General features: G+C 41.3%; 14 protein-coding genes. 11 read left to right on the top strand and 3 right to left on the bottom strand.

Going from position 1 to position 22,094, the window contains the following annotated elements:
• Nucleotides 1-99: 99 nt before the first annotated feature.
• Both Q4557_RS12225 and galE read right to left on the bottom strand, forming a co-directional pair.
• A complete protein-coding gene (locus tag Q4557_RS12225; protein WP_102476767.1) occupies nt 100-1,695 on the bottom strand; it encodes a glycoside hydrolase family 43 protein in 1,596 nt (531 codons plus the stop codon).
• A 496-nt stretch (nt 1,696-2,191) separates the two neighbouring features.
• A complete protein-coding gene (gene galE, locus Q4557_RS12220; RefSeq protein ID WP_303413010.1) occupies nt 2,192-3,220 on the bottom strand; it encodes a UDP-glucose 4-epimerase GalE in 1,029 nt (342 codons plus the stop codon).
• A 434-nt stretch (nt 3,221-3,654) separates the two neighbouring features.
• On the opposite strand from galE, the gene Q4557_RS12215 reads away from it, so the two are divergent.
• The 3 genes from Q4557_RS12215 (at nt 3,655) to Q4557_RS12205 (ending at nt 9,591) form a co-directional block, all read left to right on the top strand.
• Nucleotides 3,655-4,854, top strand: coding sequence for an efflux RND transporter periplasmic adaptor subunit (locus tag Q4557_RS12215; RefSeq protein WP_102435464.1), 1,200 nt, complete (start codon nt 3,655-3,657; stop codon nt 4,852-4,854).
• A gap of 2 nt (nt 4,855-4,856) precedes the next feature.
• Entirely contained in the window at nt 4,857-8,054 is a 3,198-nt protein-coding gene (locus tag Q4557_RS12210) for an efflux RND transporter permease subunit (protein ID WP_303413007.1), read from the top strand.
• 235 nt (nt 8,055-8,289) lie between these two features.
• Nucleotides 8,290-9,591, top strand: coding sequence for an ectonucleotide pyrophosphatase/phosphodiesterase (locus tag Q4557_RS12205; RefSeq protein ID WP_303413005.1), 1,302 nt, complete (start codon nt 8,290-8,292; stop codon nt 9,589-9,591).
• 50 nt (nt 9,592-9,641) lie between these two features.
• Here Q4557_RS12205 and Q4557_RS12200 read toward each other — a convergent pair whose 3' ends face one another.
• On the bottom strand, nt 9,642-9,890 hold the full coding sequence (locus tag Q4557_RS12200; RefSeq protein WP_102476762.1) for a YdcH family protein: 249 nt from the start codon (nt 9,888-9,890) through the stop codon (nt 9,642-9,644).
• Between the two features lie 332 nt (nt 9,891-10,222).
• Between Q4557_RS12200 and Q4557_RS12195 the strand changes: the two genes are divergently transcribed.
• From Q4557_RS12195 to hypB, 8 genes are all read left to right on the top strand, one after another.
• Nucleotides 10,223-12,484, top strand: a complete 2,262-nt coding sequence (locus Q4557_RS12195) for a tetratricopeptide repeat protein (RefSeq protein WP_303413002.1) — start codon at nt 10,223-10,225, stop codon at nt 12,482-12,484.
• Between the two features lie 354 nt (nt 12,485-12,838).
• Nucleotides 12,839-13,975 carry a nickel-dependent hydrogenase small subunit gene (hyaA, locus tag Q4557_RS12190; protein WP_102435474.1) on the top strand — a complete coding sequence of 379 codons (1,137 nt, stop codon included), beginning with the start codon at nt 12,839-12,841 and terminating at the stop codon, nt 13,973-13,975.
• 3 nt (nt 13,976-13,978) lie between these two features.
• Complete coding sequence (gene hyaB, locus Q4557_RS12185; RefSeq protein WP_102435476.1) at nt 13,979-15,682, top strand: nickel-dependent hydrogenase large subunit; 1,704 nt, start codon at nt 13,979-13,981, stop codon at nt 15,680-15,682.
• A 29-nt stretch (nt 15,683-15,711) separates the two neighbouring features.
• Complete coding sequence (gene cybH, locus Q4557_RS12180) at nt 15,712-16,377, top strand: Ni/Fe-hydrogenase, b-type cytochrome subunit (RefSeq protein WP_076540932.1); 666 nt, start codon at nt 15,712-15,714, stop codon at nt 16,375-16,377.
• A 3-nt stretch (nt 16,378-16,380) separates the two neighbouring features.
• Nucleotides 16,381-16,935 (top strand): HyaD/HybD family hydrogenase maturation endopeptidase, encoded by a 555-nt coding sequence (locus Q4557_RS12175; protein ID WP_102519537.1) that lies wholly within the window; start codon nt 16,381-16,383, stop codon nt 16,933-16,935.
• Nucleotides 16,928-18,889: a hypothetical protein gene (locus tag Q4557_RS12170; protein ID WP_303412997.1), complete on the top strand. Its 1,962-nt coding sequence runs from the start codon at nt 16,928-16,930 to the stop codon at nt 18,887-18,889. The genes Q4557_RS12175 and Q4557_RS12170 overlap by 8 nt, the downstream gene beginning before the upstream one ends.
• A 4-nt stretch (nt 18,890-18,893) precedes the next feature.
• Entirely contained in the window at nt 18,894-21,272 is a 2,379-nt protein-coding gene (gene hypF / locus Q4557_RS12165) for a carbamoyltransferase HypF (protein WP_303412995.1), read from the top strand.
• Between the two features lie 102 nt (nt 21,273-21,374).
• Nucleotides 21,375-22,094 (top strand): hydrogenase nickel incorporation protein HypB, encoded by a 720-nt coding sequence (hypB, locus tag Q4557_RS12160; protein ID WP_102476756.1) that lies wholly within the window; start codon nt 21,375-21,377, stop codon nt 22,092-22,094.

The raw sequence follows: 22,094 nt of genomic DNA, 5'->3' as shown, positions 1-22,094 counted from the left end.
ACCTCTTTGCTTGTGGTTTAAATGAATGTATAGAAAATAGGCCATCTTATTTTAAGATGGCCTATTTTTTTAACGCTGATTTATTAAGATGTTAAATCGCTAATGCTTTTCTTGATAATCAAAATAGTTAAACTCAGCGGCAATATTTGCGCCGGTTAAATCTTGGCAACACATCCCAATAAATGCACCAGTAAAATTAGCGCCTTCACCCTTTCCTGCTTCATCAGAAATAACACTGTAATCTAATTCGCAAATAGGTAACCACACATCCTTCTCAACCGAATAACTAAAGGTCAGCAGCTCATTATCAACTTCAGCCCTAAGGCTCACAGTCTCGCTGCTAATTGGCAGCCGTTTTTGATAAATGGGAAAATCAGCTTTTAAAGATTCATCACCCAAACAGCTCATAACATCGATATGCACACCTTTTTCATCATCATATGAAACATACAAATAATGAAACTTATGCGCATTGTAATAGCAAATTAACCCTGCTTGTTGCTGAAAGCTCATTGGTTTAAAGCGTAATTGAGTTTGTGCCACAAAAGATAAATGCTGTTGTCTTCTCGCGATAAGTGCCTGTTTAAAGGTACTACCTACAGAATGTTTACCATACAAAGTCAACGCGCCAGGCTTATCCGTTAAACTATAAAAACATTCAGGATTTGGGATTCTCAACCATTGATAATGGCAGGGTAATATCGAGGTTGAAAAGTCATCATAATGTGAGAAATCTCTTTTGGGTGTAACGGTTAAGCCTATAGGATTAACCTCACCATACACTTCACCCGATGCCAGCCTAAACCAAGCATCATCATGTAATATTAATGCTTGAATACCGGTTTCTCGCCCTAACGGGCTGCGCTTAACACCATCATCTAGTTTTAGCGGCCTAGAGAGCAGATGGGTTAAATACCATTGCCCTTCTTGAGTTTGAACTAAACCTCCATGACCTGTTCGCTGTAAGGGTTTATCGAGATGATCTTTAGACGTCAATAGATGTACATTGGGATCAATCTCATAAGGACCCGCGATATGCTTTGAACGCGCAAACGTGCAAGCATGTTCATAACTGGTGCCACCTTCTGCCGTTAATAAATAATAATAATCATTTATCTTATACAAGTGTGGGCCTTCTGTAAGGCGATGAGGGCTACCAGCAAATATATTAACTGCTGTGCCAATTAACTTTTGCTGTTTGTGGCAATATTGCTGCAATACTATCCCTGCAAAGGGATGTTTATTTGGTCGATGATCCCACAGCATATTAACTAACCATTTACTGCCATCGTCATCATGAAATAATGATGGGTCAAAACCACTGCTATTTAAATAAACCGGGTTACTCCATTCACCATCAATGGTGCTACACGTCGTTAGATAATTAGGGGTATCTTTAAAATTTCCATCAAATCGTTTTACATTGGTATAAATGAGATAGAACAAACCTTCCGCATAACTCAAACAAGGCGCCCAGATACCACAGGAGTCAGGACAACCTGTCATATCCAGTAGTGCAGCCCGATTTAATGGCCTACTCACTAATGTCCAATTAACCAAATCCACAGAATGGAAAATTTGAACTCCGGGATACCATTCAAATGTCGACACGGCAATGTAATAGTCATCGCCTACTCTGACAATACTGGGGTCGGGATGAAACCCTGGTAAAATTGGGTTTATTTGTTGACTCATAAGCAACCTGTTTTGTAACGACAAAGTTAAAAAGTGAGTTGTTTTATATCACACAACAGTTGTTATCGCTAACATTAGAGGTGGAGTTATTGCTAAAAAAGCTTATTTTTCAATGTTCATTCACCAAAAAACTGACATATTAATTGCTTTTATATCAACTAAATAATTACTGTTTAATAGACTCTACTGAATGATACATGTGTCATATAACGGATAGGTTTAGGGCTAAATTTTGTTGGCGTGTATGTCGGACTTTTGCTGATATTTAAGAAAATGGAAATTGTTAGTATTGATGAAAAAGTGCCGACAACAGACTAGCTTTTAAAGGCATTCTTTCTGTTTGAATTGATCGTAGAAATGATTGTTTAAGTAATCGTTTAACTGATTGTTGCTGTGATTATTTAAGGGGGATTTACTTAACCAAGATGTGTGATAAACGCCTTCATTTTCACATAAAGGCGCTTTCAACTCATGCTGCGAGACATTAAGACTAACGTTACGCTTTATCATAACCATTAGGATTAGCTGATTGCCAGCGCCAGGTATCAACCATCATTTGATCTAAACTGCGCTTTGCTTGCCAATTCAATTGTTGATTAGCTTTTTGGGCATTGGCCCAAAATGCAGCTAAATCCCCTGCGCGTCTTGGACTAACTTCATAAGGGATAGGTTTTTCAACCGCCTTTTCAAACGCTGAAACAATATCAAATACCGATACGCCATTACCTGTACCTAAGTTAAATGCCTCAACCCCCGTAAAGCTGGTATTATTGTCTAACCAGTTCATCGCTGCAACATGCCCTTCAGCCAAATCCATTACATGCAGATAGTCACGTTCACAGGTACCATCTTTTGTTGGATAATCAGCGCCAAAAATACTCAGCTTGTCACGTTTGCCCACCATAACTTGAGCAACATAAGGCAGTAGATTGTTAGGAATACCTTTAGGCGACTCACCAATTTGGCCGCTTTCATGGGCACCAATAGGATTAAAGTAACGCAATGAAACTCCTCTAAAATTGCTGTTTGATACCGCAAAATCTGCCATCACCCGTTCGACCATTACTTTAGTTGCCCCATAAGGGCTTGAAGGTGTACCTAACTTCATGGTCTCAACATAAGGCACATCATTTTCTTCGCCATAAACGGTCGCAGATGAGCTAAAGATAAAGTTATGAACATTATGTTCGGCCATGGCTTCCAATAAACACACAGAGCCGTGAACATTATTTTGATAGTACTCAAGTGGAATTTGCGCTGATTCACCGACCGCTTTAAGGGCCGCAAAATGAATAACCGTTTGAATGTCGTATTGATTAAACACCGCGGTTAAGGCCTGTTTATCCCGAATGTCACCTTCAACAAAACTAACAGATTTCCCAGTTAATGCTTCTACCCGCTTAATTGACTCTATATTTGAATTAAACAAATTATCAAAAACAACGACATTACAATTGTTTTCTAGCAGTGATAACACTGTATGTGAGCCAATATAACCTGCACCACCGGTAACTAATACGTTCATTACTGTTCCTTGTGTGAAAGATAAAAATGAGCATTTATAATCAGTGATTTTGAACCTTAGCACTCAAAATTACTATTAAAAATTAGCTTCATGAGCGTAAATCAGCACAATATGTTAATGAATGTGGTTTTATTACCTATTTTTTTCCTTACCAGCCTCACATTTAAACCCAGTGTATACATTTACAACCTTGCCAATACTTATGTGACAAGCTCGTTTAACGTTATGAATCACTATCAAAAAATGGGATTTTTTATGCACAATTGTCGCTATAGGTAATAAGTAAACTGTCAGTCTCGAAACATTTGAAACATTAAATTACACATTGTTACCACTTACAGTTAACAGTTTTATTAACATCTCCATATAATGTCGATAACTCATTTGCACACAAGCGCGAAAGGTTTGTGTTATCTCTTCAAAAAGGATGTCCCGTGGCGACCACAATGCAAAAAGTATTTCCTTTCTTAATTATAGGTTCTGGCATTGCCATAACAGCGGCGTTAGTTGCCATGAAGCAACCACCCGAAGAAAAACCACCAGTAGACACGACCCCGCTTGTATCAGTACAAAGCATTGAATATAAGCCAATGACATTTACGGTTAGCTCTTATGGGGTTGTTAACCCTAAGTATCAAACTGAATTAGTGGCACAAGTGAATGGTGAAATCACCTACCTTGCAGAAGCCTTTGTAAAAGGAGGCTTCGTCAAAAAAGGCCAGATACTCGCCAAAATAGATCCAAGTGATTACGAATCAGCATTACTTGATGCACAAGCTGAACTGGCATCAGCTAAATCAAACCTAGTGCTAGAAAAAGCCACTGCAGCAGTAGCCGAACGTGAATGGGCTGAGATTACCGATAGTAAACCTAGCGATTTAAGTTTACGTAAACCTCAATTAGCCAAAGAAATCGCTAAGTTGAAAAGTGCTGAAGCCGGCTTACATCGTGCCCAACGTAATTTAGAACGTTCAGTGATTAAAGCACCTTATGATTCGTTAATCGCCAGTCGTAATATTGGCTTAGGCACTTATGTTGGCAATGGCGCATCAATTGGCACCTTGTATAACACTGAAATTGCTGAAGTACGTTTGCCACTTGCAGATAAAGAAATGCAATATCTAGACAGAAAAGGCGCTAATGCTGAAGTAAGTTTGGTGGGTAACTTCGCCGGTGAAAAACAGCAATGGCAAGGCACGATTGTCCGTAGCGAAGGTGTGATTGATAGTAAGAGTCGTATGACTTATTTAGTCGCTGAAATAAATGACCCTTATGCACTTAAAGGTAACCATAAAGAATTACGCTTTGGCACCTATGTCACAGCACATATTGGTGGCACACAAGCTGGCAGCGTTGCAATTATTCCCCGCCACCTGATTGTAAACGGTTTAGTTGCGGTCATGGATGCAGAAATGAAACTGCGTTATTTACCCGTTAATATTATTCGCCAAGACGGCAGTAACGTGATTATTTCAAGTGGTTTAGAAGATGGGATGAATATTATTACCTCGGCACTTGATTACCCTATTGAAGGCATGTCAGTAAAGTTACCTGAAGATAAGATTCTCCAGCAAGATGCTATTGAAGGTGACGACATTATTAAATCAGCAATCGCCATCAAAGATAAGGAATAATCATGGAAGACACCCATAAAGGTTTGATTGCTTGGTTTGCCCGCAACAGTGTGGCGGCAAACTTATTAATGATCATCATATTACTTGGTGGCTTACTGACAGCAAACACCATACGTAAGCAATTCTTCCCTGCAGTTGAAATTAACTGGATTGAGTTCAGCGCCGTTTATCCGGGCGCTGCGCCCCAAGAAGTTGAAGAAGGCATTACGGTCAAAATAGAGCAAGCTTTAGAGACTGTTCAGGGCTTGCAGCGGGTTATTACCTATTCTAATCGTAACCAAGCCTCTGGTTATTTCAGAATTGAAGACTCATACGATCCGCAAATTGTATTGGATGAAGTTAAATCAGAAATTGACTCAGTATCAACATTCCCAGCAGGCATGGAGTTTCCGAAAGTTGAGCGCATAAAAATACGCCAAGAAGTGATGTATTTAAGTTTATATGGCGACTTATCTCAACGACAACTCAAAGACTTAGGCGAAAAAATTCATCAAGAAATCATGCAACTGCCTAATGTAAATATTTCAGAATTCTATGGCGGACTTAATTACGAAATCAGTGTCGAAGTCAGTAAAGACAGACTCAGAGAATTTGGTCTTAGTTTTAACGATGTTGCAGAAGGTGTACGTGGTTATTCCCGTAATATGTCAGCGGGACAAATTAAAGCTGAAAATGGCTACATTAACTTACGAGTAGAAAACCAAGCGTATGTCGGATATGAGTTTGAAGATTTACCCTTATTAACCTTGGATGACGGTACTAACTTATTACTGGGAGACGTTGCGACGGTCAACGATGGCTTTGAAGAAGGCATTCAATATTCTAAATTCAATGGCCAAAATGCTGTCACCTTTTTTGTTGGCGCCGCTAAAAACCAAAGTATCACCGATGTTGCCGATACTTTAAAAAAATACGTTACTGACAAACAGGCTATTTTACCAGACGGTGTGACCTTAGAGCCTTGGGTTGATATGACCTACTACCTTGAAGGTCGTTTAGATTTAATGCTCGATAGCATGAAAACAGGCGCATTATTAGTCTTTATCATGCTGGCGTTATTTCTGCGAGTGCGGTTAGCGTTTTGGGTAATGATGGGCTTACCCGTGTGTTTCTTAGGTACGCTATTATTTATGCCAATGGGCTTTATTGATGTCACCATCAATGTCATCAGTTTATTCGCCTTCATACTGGTATTGGGTATTGTGGTCGATGATGCCATTGTTATGGGAGAAAGCGCCCATACTGAATGTGAAGAAAACGGTCAAAATATCGATAGTGTTATTCGCGGGGTTAAACGGGTCGCCATGCCGGCAACCTTTGGGGTATTAACCACCATTGCAGCGTTTTTACCGATCACCTTAGATGACGGCCCTTCATCAGCCTTTGGTCAAGCCATTGGGTTTGTGGTTATTTTGTGCTTAATCTTTTCATTAGTGGAATCAAAGTTAATTTTACCGTCACATTTAGCGCATATGAAAAAACCTAAAGTTGTGCAACCGGGTTCTAAAAATCCGTTAGATTGGTTAAGAAATATCGTTAACTTTATTCAAGGTAAAATTGAAACAAACCTAGCGAATTTTATTGCTAATGTTTACCGCCCTAGTCTAACTGCTGCAGTAAAATACCGTTATTCAGTTATTGCGACCTTTGTGATGTTAATTGTTATTTGCGCAGCCCTTTATATAAGCGGCTTAGTACGCTTTATTGGGCAACCTAAAATCCCCCATGATTTTCCTCGTATCACCTTGGAAATGAATGTCGATGCCGCAGAAACCGCAACCCTTAATGCCGCCCATGCCATTGAATCTGCCCTGCGTACTGTTGAGAAAGAGCTTGAATCTCAATATGGTCAAGGCATGATTGCAGAGTTACAAGTTGAGCTTCAAGGTCGTACAAAAGCAGAAGTGAGGACAAAACTGGTCGACCCGGAATTAAGACCCATTAATACCTTTGAAGTGGCTGAATTATGGCGCCAAGCGATGCCAAATATCCCAGGAGTTAAATCTTTCACCATACAAGATAGTTTATTTGGTGGCGGCATGGATGATGGTGATATTAGTTTCCGACTAGAGGGTAACGATGAAGCGCAATTAATTGCTGCATCGAAGGAGTTAAAAGAAAAGTTAGGTACTTTAAAAGGGGTGAGTGACATTAATGACAGTCGTCAATCCTCTGCCAAAGAAGTGCAATTTGACTTAAAACCTTTAGCCCACAGTTTAGGCCTAACCCTGGCCAATATTGCTTCACAAGTCGGTAATAGCTTTTACGGACTTGAAGCACAGCGGATTATCCGTAACGGCGAAGAAATCAAGGTGATGCTTCGCTACCCAGAAGAGCAACGTAACTCTATCGCCCTCGTTCAGGAGGTGTTGATTAAAACGCCTCAAGGTGCTGAATTACCCCTGTCTGAAGTCGCTAATATAAACGTAGTTCAAGGCGTGAGTAGTATTCGCCGCGAAAATGGTAACCGAACCATTAATGTATGGGCCTCGGTTGATGCTGAACAAGCTGAGCCATTTAAACTCGCCAAAGATATTCGTGATAATTTCATTCCGCAATTATTGGCAAAATACCCTCGAGTGAAAAGTGAGGTTTCTGGCAGTATTCAGGAGCAACTTGATAGTGCCGATACCCAAATGCGTGATTTTATTATCTCTATGTTGGTGATTTACAGCTTATTAGCGATACCGCTTAAGTCATACGTGCAACCCTTTATGATCATGTCGGTGATCCCATTTGGCGTGATTGGCTCAATGCTTGGCCATATCATTTTAGGTATTGATTTAAGTGCCCTTTCTGTATTCGGGATTATTGCCGCTGCAGGTGTGGTGGTCAATGACTCACTAGTGATGGTGGATTATGTGAATAATTCCCGAAAACAAGGGGTTAAACTCAATGATGCGGTAATTAACGCTGGTTGCAGACGTTTTAGAGCGATTATGTTGACCTCTTTAACGACCTTTATTGGTCTAGTGCCAATCATGACTGAAACCAGTATGCAGGCACAAATGGTGATACCAATGGCCGTATCACTGGCGTTTGGGGTGTTGTTCGCAACAGTGGTAACACTGTGTTTAATCCCTTGTCTTTATATAGCAATTGAAGATACGCGGATTTTCTTGAGAGGTTCTTGGAGACATTATTTTCCATTAACAGCTGAAGAGCATAAAGCAGAGTTAGCCAGTCAAGCAGTAAAATAATCGGTTAACAATGTGACCAATTTAAAAGCGAAACAGGATGTTTCGCTTTTTTATTGTTTTAATTTCAGTTAATTGCATTGATAATTAACTAAAACACTTGTTAACTAATCAGCCTGCAAAATATGACACATCATAGGATTGTCATCAACACTAACTATGATGGCTAAATTAGATAATAAAAAGAGTTCAAAGTAATTTTTGTCTTCGACTAAATACAATAATAAAGGAAGCAATAATGCGTCAATGGTTAGCATCCAACAGCCTTGCAAGGTTAAAACAACTTAGTAGCAGTATTACTATCGCATTGGTTTTTTTAAGCCATAATATCATGGCAGATGAAACATCATCATTAGGGTCAAATCAGCCCCATAATGTCAATGATAAGCCCTATGTGTTACTTATCTCTATTGATGGTTATAGGCATGATTACAATAAAGTTCATCAGCCTAAGTTTCTTAATAACTTTGCCAGCAATGCCGCAACAATAACGCAATTAACGCCGTCATTTCCAACAGTCACCTTCCCTAACCATTTGACACTGGTTACCGGTCTCTATCCCAGTAATCATGGCATTGTTGCTAATCGTTTCTACAACCCCACATTAGGGCGCCATTACGCTTTAAGCGACCATGATGCCGTCACCGATGGCCGTTTTTACACTGGCGTTCCACTTTGGTCTTTAGCTGCCCAGCAAGGAATGAAATCAGCTACGTATTTCTGGCCCGGCTCAGAAGCTGAAATAGCGGGTTTTAGACCCACTTATTGGAAACGATATGACGGTAGAGTCGCAAATGAAACCCGTGTCGAGCAAGTTATTGAATGGCTTAAATTACCTGAAACGCAGCGGCCGCAATTTGTGACATTATACTTTTCAGATGTCGATAGCGCAGGTCATCATCACGGGCCGTTATCGCAGCAAACCCATGATGCTGTCAATTACATTGATAAGGTCATTGCTAGCTTAATCGAGCAAGTGAATGCGCTACCTTATGCGGTTAATATTATCATCACATCAGATCATGGTATGGCACAGGTTGCTGATTTTGAGCGTATCTACACAGACAAACTGTTTGCCGATGATGAGGCATTAAAATCTCGATTTAGTTTTATTAATGACGCCGCTTTTTCATTAGTGCGCGCCCATGGCAATAATAAAGACCAAGATTTAATTGCCCTTGAGAAACTAGTTGCTGCGACCGATGGCTTAGCATTTTATAGAAAGGAGTCGATACCTAAGCACCTTGAGTATGACTTTAATCCCGCCATTGGTGATGCGATTTTGGTCACCCATGATCATTACATTACCAGCAGTGATGCAAAACCTGGCGTTAAGGGTAAACATGGCTACTACGCTGAAGTGATGCCGGAAATGAATACTATATTGTTCGCCCAAGGGCCTGCCTTTAATCAGCAGGAAACCATTGGCCAAGCAAAAAACATCCACCTATATCCACTTATAGCCCATATCCTTAAACTGCCAATTACTGAGCCAATTGATGGCAAACTTGACGTGCTGTCTCCTTTATTAAAGCAATAAAAAAACGGGCAATATCTAATCGATATTGCCCGCTTCTTAAAAACATTCTTTTAGCCCTGTTCTGCCAAAGTAATTTGATGATAAAGGGCGTCTTTCATTACTACACGCTGCTGCTTTAACTCATGGATGGATTCGTCTGCGATGGGCGAGTCTCGCATCTCAAGATCCCTAATTTGTTTATCTAACGCATCGTATTTTTTCATTATTTCAGCAAAATCGACATTGCTGCTAATAAGCGAAGTAATCGTATCTATGTGATCTGGAAATTCGTTTCTGAGGGAATGATTTTCACCTAGCATAAAAGCCTCTTATATCCTGTCTTCAATGAGTTAAACGTATCTATGTGTACTTACGCGGTAACGCTAGTCGTTCTCTTATTAAAATGTAGAGCAATTGATATAAAAAACAAGTTACGCCATTTAAATTAACGCTACATTTATCACAAAATAATACTTTGCCATAGAGTTGTAAGATCAAACCTCAATTCGATTATCAAGCCTTTAAGCTGCGTGCAACGTCCAGTCAAAAGTGAAAATGATTAACGAATCATAAATTGTCACACGCTAAGTGTTGGCTAATTGTTAATTTAACTTTACTATGACAATTAATTAGCCTTATCCGTAAATTTAATATGAAATTCAAGCCACTATTTAGTATTAGCTTACTAAGCTTAAGCACCTTTTTTAGTTTTAGCATTTTATTTACGAGTGCTATTGCTTATACCGCTGAGTTTAGTGGCAGCCAAACCTGTGTTGAATGCCACCAGCAACAATACAGCGATTGGCAAGGATCTCATCATGATATGTCTATGGGTCAGGCTACTGCAGATATCGTTCTAGCAAACTTTACCGATCAACAATTTGACTACCAAGGTGAAGTCTCACGCTTTTTTATGAGAGGAAGTGAGTACTGGGTCAATATTAAAGGCCCAGATGGCAAGTTTAACGACTATAAAATTAGCTATACCTTTGGTTATGAACCGTTACAACAATACATGGTTGAATTTGAAAACGGTGCGATACAATTAATCCCTTTTGCGTGGGATAGTCGTAGTAAAGATGAAGGCGGACAACGCTGGTTTTATTTGTATCCTGAAATGGATCCTTACGACGAGTTCTTTTGGACCAATAAAGGCCAAAACTGGAACTACATGTGCGCTGATTGTCACTCAACCAATGTCAAAAAAAACTATAACGTAACAGACAATAGCTTTGACAGTAGTTGGTCAGAAATCAACGTGGCCTGTGAAGCCTGTCACGGCCCCGCCAGTGAGCATATCAAATGGACAAAAAATCAAACACAGCCGCTGGCCCAATATGGTTTTAATCGCGATTTAACCCCTAAAGTAGGCGCTTGGGAGTTTAAGCAAGGTAAAAAAATTCTCCAGCCGAACAAAATCAAGCCTTCTGCGCAGTTAGCAACTTGCGGCCAATGTCATAGCCGCCGTTCACAGCTTACAGATAGCAATGATAAGGCACATGACCATATCGATAATTTTTACGACAAATACATCCTCAGCGAAATTGCGCCTAACTTATATTATCCCGATGGCCAAATTTATGATGAAGTATTTGTATTAGGCTCTTTTAAGCAATCTAAAATGCATATGGCAGGCGTAGTCTGTAGTGACTGTCACAATCCCCATAGCAATAAATTAACAGCCCCTATTGAATCAATTTGTTTTCAATGTCATATCCCCAGTGAATATAGTGCAGCTAAACACAGTCAGCATCAACAAGGGAGTGAAGCGGCGCAATGTGTTAGCTGCCATATGCCAAAAACCACCTACATGGAAGTTGACCCCCGCGCTGATCATAGTTTTAAAGTACCAAGGCCTGATTTATCAATCACAATGGGAACGCCTAATGTCTGTAGTCAGTGTCATAGTGATAAATCAGCTACTTGGGCGGCTGAAGCTGTCGCTAAACAATTTCCGCATTCTACGGTTCGTCAGCAACCAAATTATGCAGAAGCTTTCTATCAAGCGGCGACTAATGACCCAAATAGTGGTGAGCTTTTAACGAAAATAGCTTTAAACCCGTTGCAACCGACAATTATTCGCGCCTCTGCGTTCTCAAGAATGGGTAATTCTCCTAGTCAGCAAAGCTATAGTGCGATTGAGAGTTCAGTTAAAGATACTGATCCACAAATACGATTATCGGCGATTGCGGGCTCTGAAGGGTTTGAATTTGTCGTTCGCTGGCGGTTAATTGCGGCTCTTTTAACAGATAAGGCTTACGCCGTGAGAACTGAAGCTGCTAGCGCCTTAGTGCCTTACTGGCTAAATATGACGCCTAGCCAGCAGCAACGACTAGAGCCAGCATTAACTGAATATATCCAGATACAAAAATATAATGCCGATAGAGGCTTTGCATGGTTAAACAGCGGTAATGTTTACCTGGCTAAAGGGCAATTCGATAAGGCAGAACAAGCCTATAAACAAGCCATAGTAATTGAGCCAATACTGGCTAATAGTTATATAAACCTGGCAGATTTATATCGGCAATTAGGTAAAGAACAAGCCTCTATAGCTATATTAAAACAAGGCATATCTCATCAGCCCAAAGCCACAGCTTTACGCTATAGCGCAGGGCTTGCCTATTATCGTCAGCAGCAGTTATCTCAAGCAATTGACTATTTTAAACAAGCAACTGAGGTAGAGCCTAATGACCCACAAAACTGGATGGTATTAGGCCTTGCACAAGAAAAAGTCAATCCGGTTGAGATGATGAAGTCTTTAACTAAAGCCTATGATGTTAGTCGTGATCCACAGCGCTTATACACATTATGTCAATTTAAAATTAAATATCGCGATCCAAGTACTAATGCATGTTTAGCGAAATTATCAACCTTAGTACCGCCACAGGTATTGAAACAATTGACTGGCAGTTAACTTAAATAATTATGATGAAATGCGCGTTGAATTTGAGATAAGTCAGCACGATTTTACTGGTTTTAAACAGCCATAAAGTTAGAAATTGAAATTCACTTTTGCTGTAAATAAAATCAACATCAGACAAGTACGTCCAATAGCTTCTACTTTCATAGTGACTTCTATTTAGCAGCTATCAATCCCCGCAAAAAACTTCAAGACTCAACAGCTCACTATTTGTTCAAATAGCGAAACACTCTATTTTTATATGTGTTCAATAAGTGAACAATGATTGATGTGTATCAATATACCTATCCCTAACAGATCTATATTTAATAAAGCAGTTTGATCCTCCAACATGGATAAGGTTATCAGATGGATACACATGCAGCTTTATATCAACGATGTAAAACACGAATTGCGCAATTGCAGCAGTTACAACCACGTCACAGCGTTAGCCTAAAAGATAAATTAATAAAAAATGGCATTAGCCGACGTGAGTTTATGACTTGGAGTGCATCTGTTACCGCACTACTCGCATTGCCCCTGCCTTTCACCAATCTAGTTGCCGAAGCCGCTGAGCTTGCTGATCGAGTACCACTGATTTGGCTGCATATGGCCGAATGTACCGGTTGTTCAGAATCCCTTATCAGAACCGACAGCCCTAATTTAGACAGCCTCATCTTTGATCATATTTCTTTGGAATATCATGAAACATTGATGGCTGCAGCCGGTTGGCAAGCGGAAGAAAACCTTGAGCATGCTATGGAGGCATATAAAGGTAATTACTTATTAGCGGTAGAGGGTGCTGTACCAACGGCTAATAATGGCACTTATTTAACGGTCGGCTGTAAAGGCCATACCGGAATGCAGATAGTAAAAGAAGCAGCTGCTGGGGCGGCTGCAATTATTTCTGTTGGAACTTGCGCCGCATTTGGCGGCGTACAAGCTGCAGCCCCAAACCCTACTGGTGCTAAAGGTGTGCAAGAGGTTATTGATAAACCGGTGATTAATTTAGGCGGTTGTCCTCCTAGTGAAAAGAACATTGTCGGTACCTTGATGTATTTCATCATGTTCGGAAAACTGCCCGCGTTAGATATGTTTAATCGCCCTAAATGGGCATACGGCGCTAGAGTGCATGATAACTGTGAACGTCGTGGTCGTTTTGACGCTGGCGAATTTGTAGAAACCTTTGGCGATCAAGGTGCTAAAGATGGCTACTGCCTATACAAAATGGGCTGTAAAGGCCCTTATACCTACAACAACTGCCCCACTGAACGCTTTAATCATCATACCAGTTGGCCAGTACTTGCAGGTCATGGCTGTATTGGCTGCGCTGAACCTAATTTTTGGGATGATATGGCGGATTTCGAAAAGCCATTAGGCAGACAGTTGCTCCACGGTATTGATGCCACTGCCGATACCATTGGTACCGTCATTCTTGGTGCGACCGTTGTGGGCATAGGTGCTCACGCAGTAACTAGTCTTTTTGCTAAGCCGCTAGAGGAATAAACCATGAGTAAACGAGTCGTTATCGATCCTATCACCCGTATCGAAGGCCATTTACGTGTTGAAGTTGAAGTTGATGAAAATAATGTTATTCAAAAGGCCTGGTCATCTTCTACCCTTTGGCGTGGTATTGAAGTCATTTTAAAAGGCCGTACTCCTATGGATGTCGGCCTAATTGTGCAACGTATTTGTGGGGTATGTACCTATTCTCATTATCGCTGCGGTACTGAAGCGGTTGAAAATGCCTTAGGGGTTAAAATCCCGCTCAACGCAAAGTACTTACGCTCGTTAATGCAAACCTCTTTGTATATGCATGATCACATTGTGCACTTCTATCATTTACATGGTTTAGATTGGGTTGATGTGGTGTCAGCCTTAAGTGCCGATCCGGCATTAGCCGCCCAAGAAGCCAATAAATACACCGAAAACCCTATCGCCACTGGCGAAGGTGAATTACGCGCCGTACAGCAAAGAGTCAAAGGCTTGGTTGATACCGGAAAGCTTGGGCCTTTTGCTAATGCCTATTGGGGCAATAAAACCTACAAGTTCACGCCAGAGCAAAACCTCATTGCCCTATCCCATTACCTTAAAGCGTTAGAAGTTCAGCGTGTAGCAGCTGAAATGCTAGCAATATTTGGCGGCAAGTCGCCGCATCCGCAATCCCTTGTAGTTGGCGGTGTTACCTCTGTTAGAGACATGCTAAGTCCTGCACGTTTACAAGAGTGGAAACAAAAACACGCTATCGTCCATGACTTTATTATCCGCGCTTATAAAGCCGACATCGTTATGGCAGCTGCCGCCTTTGGTGGCGAGCCAAGTGTGTTAGGCGGCGTCAATGTTAAAAACTTTTTAGCCACCGATGACTTTATCTTAGCTGATGGTCAATATCTGTTTGAGCAAGGCGTGATAATGAATGGAGATTTAGCCGGGGTGAGCGATTTAGATCCCGATGCCATAAAAGAAGATGTCACCCACTCATGGTATGACGCAAAAACCGCCCAGCACCCCTATGACGGCACAACGATTCCAAATTACACCGGATTTGTTGAGCGCGATACCGTGTATGGCAAATTACCGACTGTCGATGGTGATGGAAAATACTCTTGGGTTAAATCCCCACGATATCAGGGCGAACCCGTAGAAGTTGGGCCGTTAGCCTGTTTACTGGTGAACTATGCCCGTGGCAACAAGATTGTTGTTGATAGTGTTAATGGGTTGCTCGCCGCAACAGGCCTGCCTATAGAAGCATTATTCACCACCTTAGGCCGCACCGCGGCGCGCATGCTGCAAACCGTGATTGTGGCAGAAGAAGGCTTAAAAACCTTTGATGCCATGTTAACCAATATGCAATCGGATGAATCTACCTATGTGACACCAGAAATAGACTCAGATCGCGATTACATCGGCCATGCGATGATTGAAGCGCCGCGTGGAATGCTCAGTCACTGGATCAGAATTAAGGGCGGTAAGATAGAAAATTACCAAGCTATTGTTCCGACCACGTGGAATTCTGGCCCTGTAGATGCTGACGGTAAAGTTGGCCCTTATGAAGCATCACTGATTGGCCTTGAACTTGAAGATCCAACCAAACCACTGGAAGTCATTCGAATTATTCACTCCTTTGATCCATGTATGGCCTGCGCGGTACACGTAATGGATTATAAAGGTAATGATTTAGGTGAATTCCGCATCGATCCTAACGGGTTTTAGCAAGTTTGCGGATCTAAGAGGAAAGGATTATGACTCAAATTGCAACCCATCGCAGAGAACTCATCTTCTCACCTGCCATACGGATATTCCATTGGCTTAGAGCACTGTCTATTTTGATGTTAGTGGTAACTGGTTTTTACATTTCATGGCCATTTTTGGTGGCGCCCGCATCTTCTGATGTCTTGGTTCAAGGCGGGATCCGCTTTGTACATCTCGTGTTTGGCTTTGTACTTACCAGTATCACCATAGTACGTTTTTACTTGTTCTTTTTTGCTAAAAGCGCCATTGAACGACGTTCAATCAGAGATGTTTTAAGCCTGAAGAGCTGGATAGCACAAATTAAATCCTATATCTGGATGGGACACTTAGATAAAGCTGGCGTATACGGACCTTTGCAGTTTGTGACATACGTTGCCATATCATTTGCGGCTTTATTCATGTGTATCACTGGCTTGGTGCTTTATGCCAATGTTTATCATCAAGGGTTAGGTGGCGCTATATGGGAAGTTTCAGCTTGGTTTACGGCCTTAATGGGCGGGTTAGCACAAGTACGAATTTGGCATCACATAGTCACCTGGGCTTTCATTATATTTGTGGTTATTCATATCTATATGGCGGTTTGGTCAGGCATACGCTTTAAGCATAACTCTGTTGACTCTATCGTCTCCGGATATGACTACCATAAGGATCACTAGCCTTTGTCTACTAGCTTACTAATAGGTATAGGAAACGTTTTGTACGCTGATGAAGGCATCGGCGTACATTTTGTTAATTATATCGATGAAAAATACACTTTCCATCAGCCAAACCATCAACTCGATATTTTAGATGGTGGCACCCTTGCTCAAGGACTTATCCCTATTCTTTGTCAATATGACAACTTAATTGTGGTGGATACCGTAAACAGTCCAGGGGTAAAGCCCGGAGAGGTGTATTCATTTAATTTTGATCAAGCGCCACCCGAAATTGATTGGCAAGGCAGTGCCCATGAGGTTGAGATGCTGCAAACCCTGATCATGATGGACATGGTCGGTGATAGACCCAATACTCACGTGATTGGAGTTACGCCGACAGTCATCGAGCCGATGACATTAGGCTTAACTGAGTCAATACAAGCTGCGGTGCCGACGATGGAAAAAGCCTTACTGGCACACCTTGAAAAAGCAGGTTTTAGCTATACAAAAAAACACAGTGTTAATATTAACGACTTAATCCCTGATTCCTATAAACGTGGATGTCAGCCCTATGCATAAAGTCAGTTTTAATTTTACCTGCCAGCGCCCAGTGGCCTTTTATGCGCAGCTTTGTAATCAATATATAGCCGATACCCGCTTTGACTTTAGCGCGGGTTTTAACAACAATCGCTATTTTTTAGAAGTTGAGGCCACAGAGCCACAACTCGCCGCCCTTGCCGATGAAATTGCCGCCAAATTTTTATATTCAATCTGGTTATGCTCTGCTGATGTCGGTGTCATCAAAACCCGTAAAGGCAGCCAAAAGCCGCTAGCCCATGCTGAGCTCAACATCAGTTACTGTAGTGAATGCCAGCCGCAGATGGTTAATGCCGCAGATGCTAACTTTTTAAAGCTTGATCTAGTTTGTCCCCATTGTCACGGACATGAGCGTATAAGCACCTTAGAGCAATCTATGGCGCCGCAAGATCTTATTGCAATTGCAGCGCGGTTAAAAAATGACACCAAGATTAGTTTAAGCAGCAGTGGCAGCACTTATTTAAGTTCTGAATTAAGTTCTGTATCAAGTTCGGATCCAAGTTCAAATTTCAGTTTGAGCTTACAACCTTTTGCCAAAAACGCTGGCCAACAACATATTTTAATCTGTAACCCCCAGCATTTAAGTAAGTATTTTGCAGTGCAGCAGTACCATACCCTCGCCTTATCCAGTTTAGAAAAACCGCGACTCAAACTGAGGTCAGCTGATGCAGCAGTCTTTTCAGGTGTTACTACTGCTAAACATCAAGCTAAGTGTAAAGTCCAGCCAACACTTACTGATCCATACTATCAAGTGAGCTTTGCTGACAGTCGTTTACTTATGGCACTGGCTGATCAGCTAAACACTATTGGTATTGATTGGGTCTATATTGATACAAACGATTCAGTTAGCGCTGATACTCATAACGACTTACACAAGCCTTTAACTAAGTCCATAGCTAAGCCAAGCGTAACTCGCATCAATAATGCTTGGGTAGAAATCGCCAGCAATCACCAATTCTCCATTAATGGCGCCAGCCCATTACATGATGTTGCTCAATACAAACACTATGAAGCCAGCTGGAATAACAAACAGATCCATTGCCGTGTGTCAGCAGCTGATAACACCGCTGTGACTGAATTAACAGTGACTGGAATAGACGCGGCTTGCTGCGCCATGCACGCAGGTTTGCTGAATTTGTCTGAAGCTGTGATCAGTCAAATTTCCAATCGAATGCTGTCGACTCAAACGCTAGCAGCAACAGACAAACAATCCATCACCAGTGCCACACTCTATTTTAGCCATGACAACCCCAGTGTAGTTATTACCCAAAATAAACAACAAAAAATTGCCCAGTTTTTACGATTACCGACTTTTGAGCAACATGGCGCTGATATTATTGCGCAATTACAGCACGAAGAATCAAAAGTACTCGCTAAGTTTACCCTAGCATTTCCACAACAAATCCATCAATTAGCACTAACCACACTGGATAAAGCTAGTGATAATATTCAACATTTTATTGGCCTAGCTGTCATGTTGATTTTAGATGATGAGGCCTTAAATCAATTAACCAGTATTGACGCGAAAGCAGATGCGTTTCATGCACTGGCGCAGCAGTATCATGGTAATAATGCCCCTAGAATTGATTTTCCACTTTGTTCAGAAAACGGCTATAGGAGCATTAATTGGCGCCGTACCTTTGCCAGCTTAATGAGTTTTAAATTAGCTGGCGCCAATCCCGCCATTTTAGCTTTTGGCTTTTTTGATTCACTGGCTGATTATCTTAGTAACTGGCTTGATCATCTGGAGCAGCAACAAGGAATTGATGCCGTGGTGTTAGCAGGCAACGATTTAGTCTATAGCGTACTTGCTGAGCGCCTATGTATGCGGCTACAAAAGAATTACCCTCTAGTGGTAAACCATCAATTAGATCTCGATGGCGCCAACATTGCCATTGGTGGTTTGTATCTCGCCAAAAGACGTGGGTTAAGGTAAGCCTATGGGACTGCATCAAGCCTATCTTCAACAGGTAAAACTCAATATAAACGGCATAGTCCAAGGGGTTGGTTTTCGCCCTTACGTTTATCAATTAGCCACTCAGTCTAATTTGCTCGGCAGTGTGCTAAATAATGAGCAAGGTGTATGCATTCATCTACAAGGATTAAATACTGATATCAATCATGTGATCCATCAGTTAAGAGTTAATCCACCGCCATTAGCCAGAATCGATAAACTGAATGTGGTAGAAGAACGAATCGATACAAGACTAGCCGACTTTACAATCAGCCAAAGTCAGTCTAATCAACAAGCCATAGTGTCAATTTCAGCCGATAAAAGTAGCTGCACAGATTGCTTAGCTGACATCGCAGATCCAAATAATTGTCATTACCAATACCCTTTTACAAATTGCACCAATTGCGGGCCAAGATACAGCATTGTTAAGCAACTTCCCTATGATCGCCATCTTACCTCAATGGCTAATTTTGCTATGTGTGATGACTGCCGAAAAGCCTATGAAGATCCCTTAAATCGACGCTACCATGCTCAGCCAGTGAGCTGCCCTAAATGCGGCCCCAAGTTACGTTTTGACATGCTTACCCATGGGCAGATAAATGAGGTTATTACTGATCAACAGCAAGTGTTTTCAGCCATCATCAGCGCGTTAAATAATGGCAAAATTTTAGCAGTTAAAGGTCTAGGGGGCTTTCATATTATTTGTGATGCCACTAATGATGAGGCCATTAAAAAGCTAAGATCACGTAAAAAGCGCCCAGCAAAGCCCTTTGCCGTTATGGCAGCGAATATCGAGCAAGCCAAACAACTCGTTACTGGCACAAAAACAGAGTGGCAACTCTTAAGTAGTGCTGAAAAACCTATCACCTTAATGGCTAAACACGCCAATATTGATAATTTTATCAGCAAGTTAATTGCACCCGACATAGATAAATTAGGACTGTTTCTGCCCTACACTCCCATGCATCATCTGTTGCTTAATGCCTTTAACAAACCTATTGTTGCCACCAGCGCAAATCTTTCAGGCTTACCCATTATTACCGACGCCAACGAGATTATGTCGCAACTAGGCCATGTGATTGATGGCCTCGTTGACCACAACAGAGCCATTGTAAACCCTTGTGATGATAGCGTTGTTCAAGTAATTAACGAGCAAATTCAGGTTATTCGATTAGCAAGAGGCTATGCGCCATTAAGTATTGCCTTACCCAGCGCCATTAAATATCCAATTCTTGGGGTCGGGGCGCAGCAAAAAAATACTCAATGCTTTGCTTTTAAACAACATGCCTTTATTAGCCCGCATATTGGTGACTTGTATAACCTCGAAACTAACCAGTTATTTGAACACACCTTAAACACATTTAAGCGACTGTATCGTTTTAACCCTAAGAAAATAATAAGTGATAAGCACCCTGATTATTCATCTAGCCAATGGGCTAATAATCAACACAATGTCCCGATTTCACAGGTTCAACATCACCATGCGCATATCCTTAGTGTGCTGGCGATCAATAACTACCAAAAACCAGTATTAGGATTTAGTTTTGATGGCACAGGCTTAGGTGATGATGACAGCCTTTGGGGCAGTGAGTGCATGTTGCTTGATGGCATTAATTATCGCAGTGTCGCACACTTGAAGTCATTTAAGTTAATTGGTGGCGAGCAAGCGATTAAACATCCCGTAAGGATTTTATTAGCCTTGTTATTCGAGCACTTCAGCCTTGCTCAAATAAAAAAACTGCCCATCGAGGCAATTCAAACAATGCCTGCTCATACCTTAGATAATTTACATCGTATGTGGCTTAACAATAGTGCTTGCATTGAATCACGCTCAATAGGACGGCTGTTTGATGCCATTGCTGTTGCGCTTAATCTTATTGAAACGAATCAGTTTGAAGCCCAAGCAGGCATGTTAATTGAAACTTGTGCTAATAACTGGCTCAAGCAATCAATAGCATCTAATACAACAAATACTGCCAACACTGAGCAGCAATTGCTGGCATTGTCTCCAGAGCCAACAGCAGCTGCTTCAGCAGTTAAAGTTTGGGATAGCAGCGGATTAATCAAACAAGTTATCGGGCTTATCACGGCTAAACAGCCGCCATCGACCGAACAATTATGTTTTGCATTCACTGCGAGTTTAAGCCGAGCTGTCGCTGATGTTGCTAATCAGTACCCTGAATATGCTTTAGTGTTTAGCGGCGGTGTGTTTCAAAATAAATTACTACTAACACAATGTCAGCAAGCGTTAAAGCAGCGGCAAATACTACCCAGTAAACTTATCCCTATAAACGATGCCGGCATCTCTTTAGGGCAATTATGGTTTGCCTATTTACAACAACAAACAACACAAATAGCCAATTAATATTTAAATAACGATTAATTGCTGATGTTAATCAAAGAATAATTTTTAACCGCCATTGATACTGAGATATAGCAAGAGGCGTTTCGAATAAGGAATATTGATATGTGCCAAGATTGCGGATGTTCAATTACAGATCATCAACATAGCCTACACTCTAACCCGCAGCTTAATGATACTAAGACCTTATCTGTTATTCATAAAATATTAGATAAGAATGATCATGAAGCCCAGCATAACCGTGCGCATTTTGAAGCCAATAACGTCATGGCTTTTAACTTAATGAGTAGCCCAGGTAGCGGTAAAACCACTTTACTGGAATATTTACCCACTCATTTAATGGCTAAATTCGCGGTCATTGAAGGCGACTTAGAAACCTCTCGTGATGCTGACCGCTTAATCGCTAAAGGCATTAGTGCTTATCAAATTCAAACCGGCTCAGCCTGTCACTTAGATGCCTTTATGGTGCATCAAGCGCTGCACCATATTGACCTTAAACCTATTGATGTCTGCTTCGTAGAAAACGTTGGCAATCTTGTTTGCCCCGCTAGTTACGATGTCGGCACCCACAAAAATATCGTGCTGTTATCTGTGCCTGAAGGTGACGATAAAATTGAAAAGTACCCGGTGATGTTTCGCCGTGCAGATTTGGTACTCATAACCAAAATGGATTTAGCCGAGTATTTTGACTTTTCCTTAACCGAATGCGAGCAGCAACTTAAAAAACTCAATCCTGATGTGACCTTATTACCCATTTCAGTCAAAGACCCACAATCTCTTAACCAAGTGGCTGATTGGATAAACAGCGCAATTGGAGCGCAATAA

Origin of the sequence: Shewanella sp. 5_MG-2023, assembly GCF_030547465.1 — a bacterium.
In the GTDB taxonomy this organism is placed as follows: domain Bacteria; phylum Pseudomonadota; class Gammaproteobacteria; order Enterobacterales; family Shewanellaceae; genus Shewanella.
This window is presented reverse-complemented; position numbering and strand designations above follow the sequence as displayed.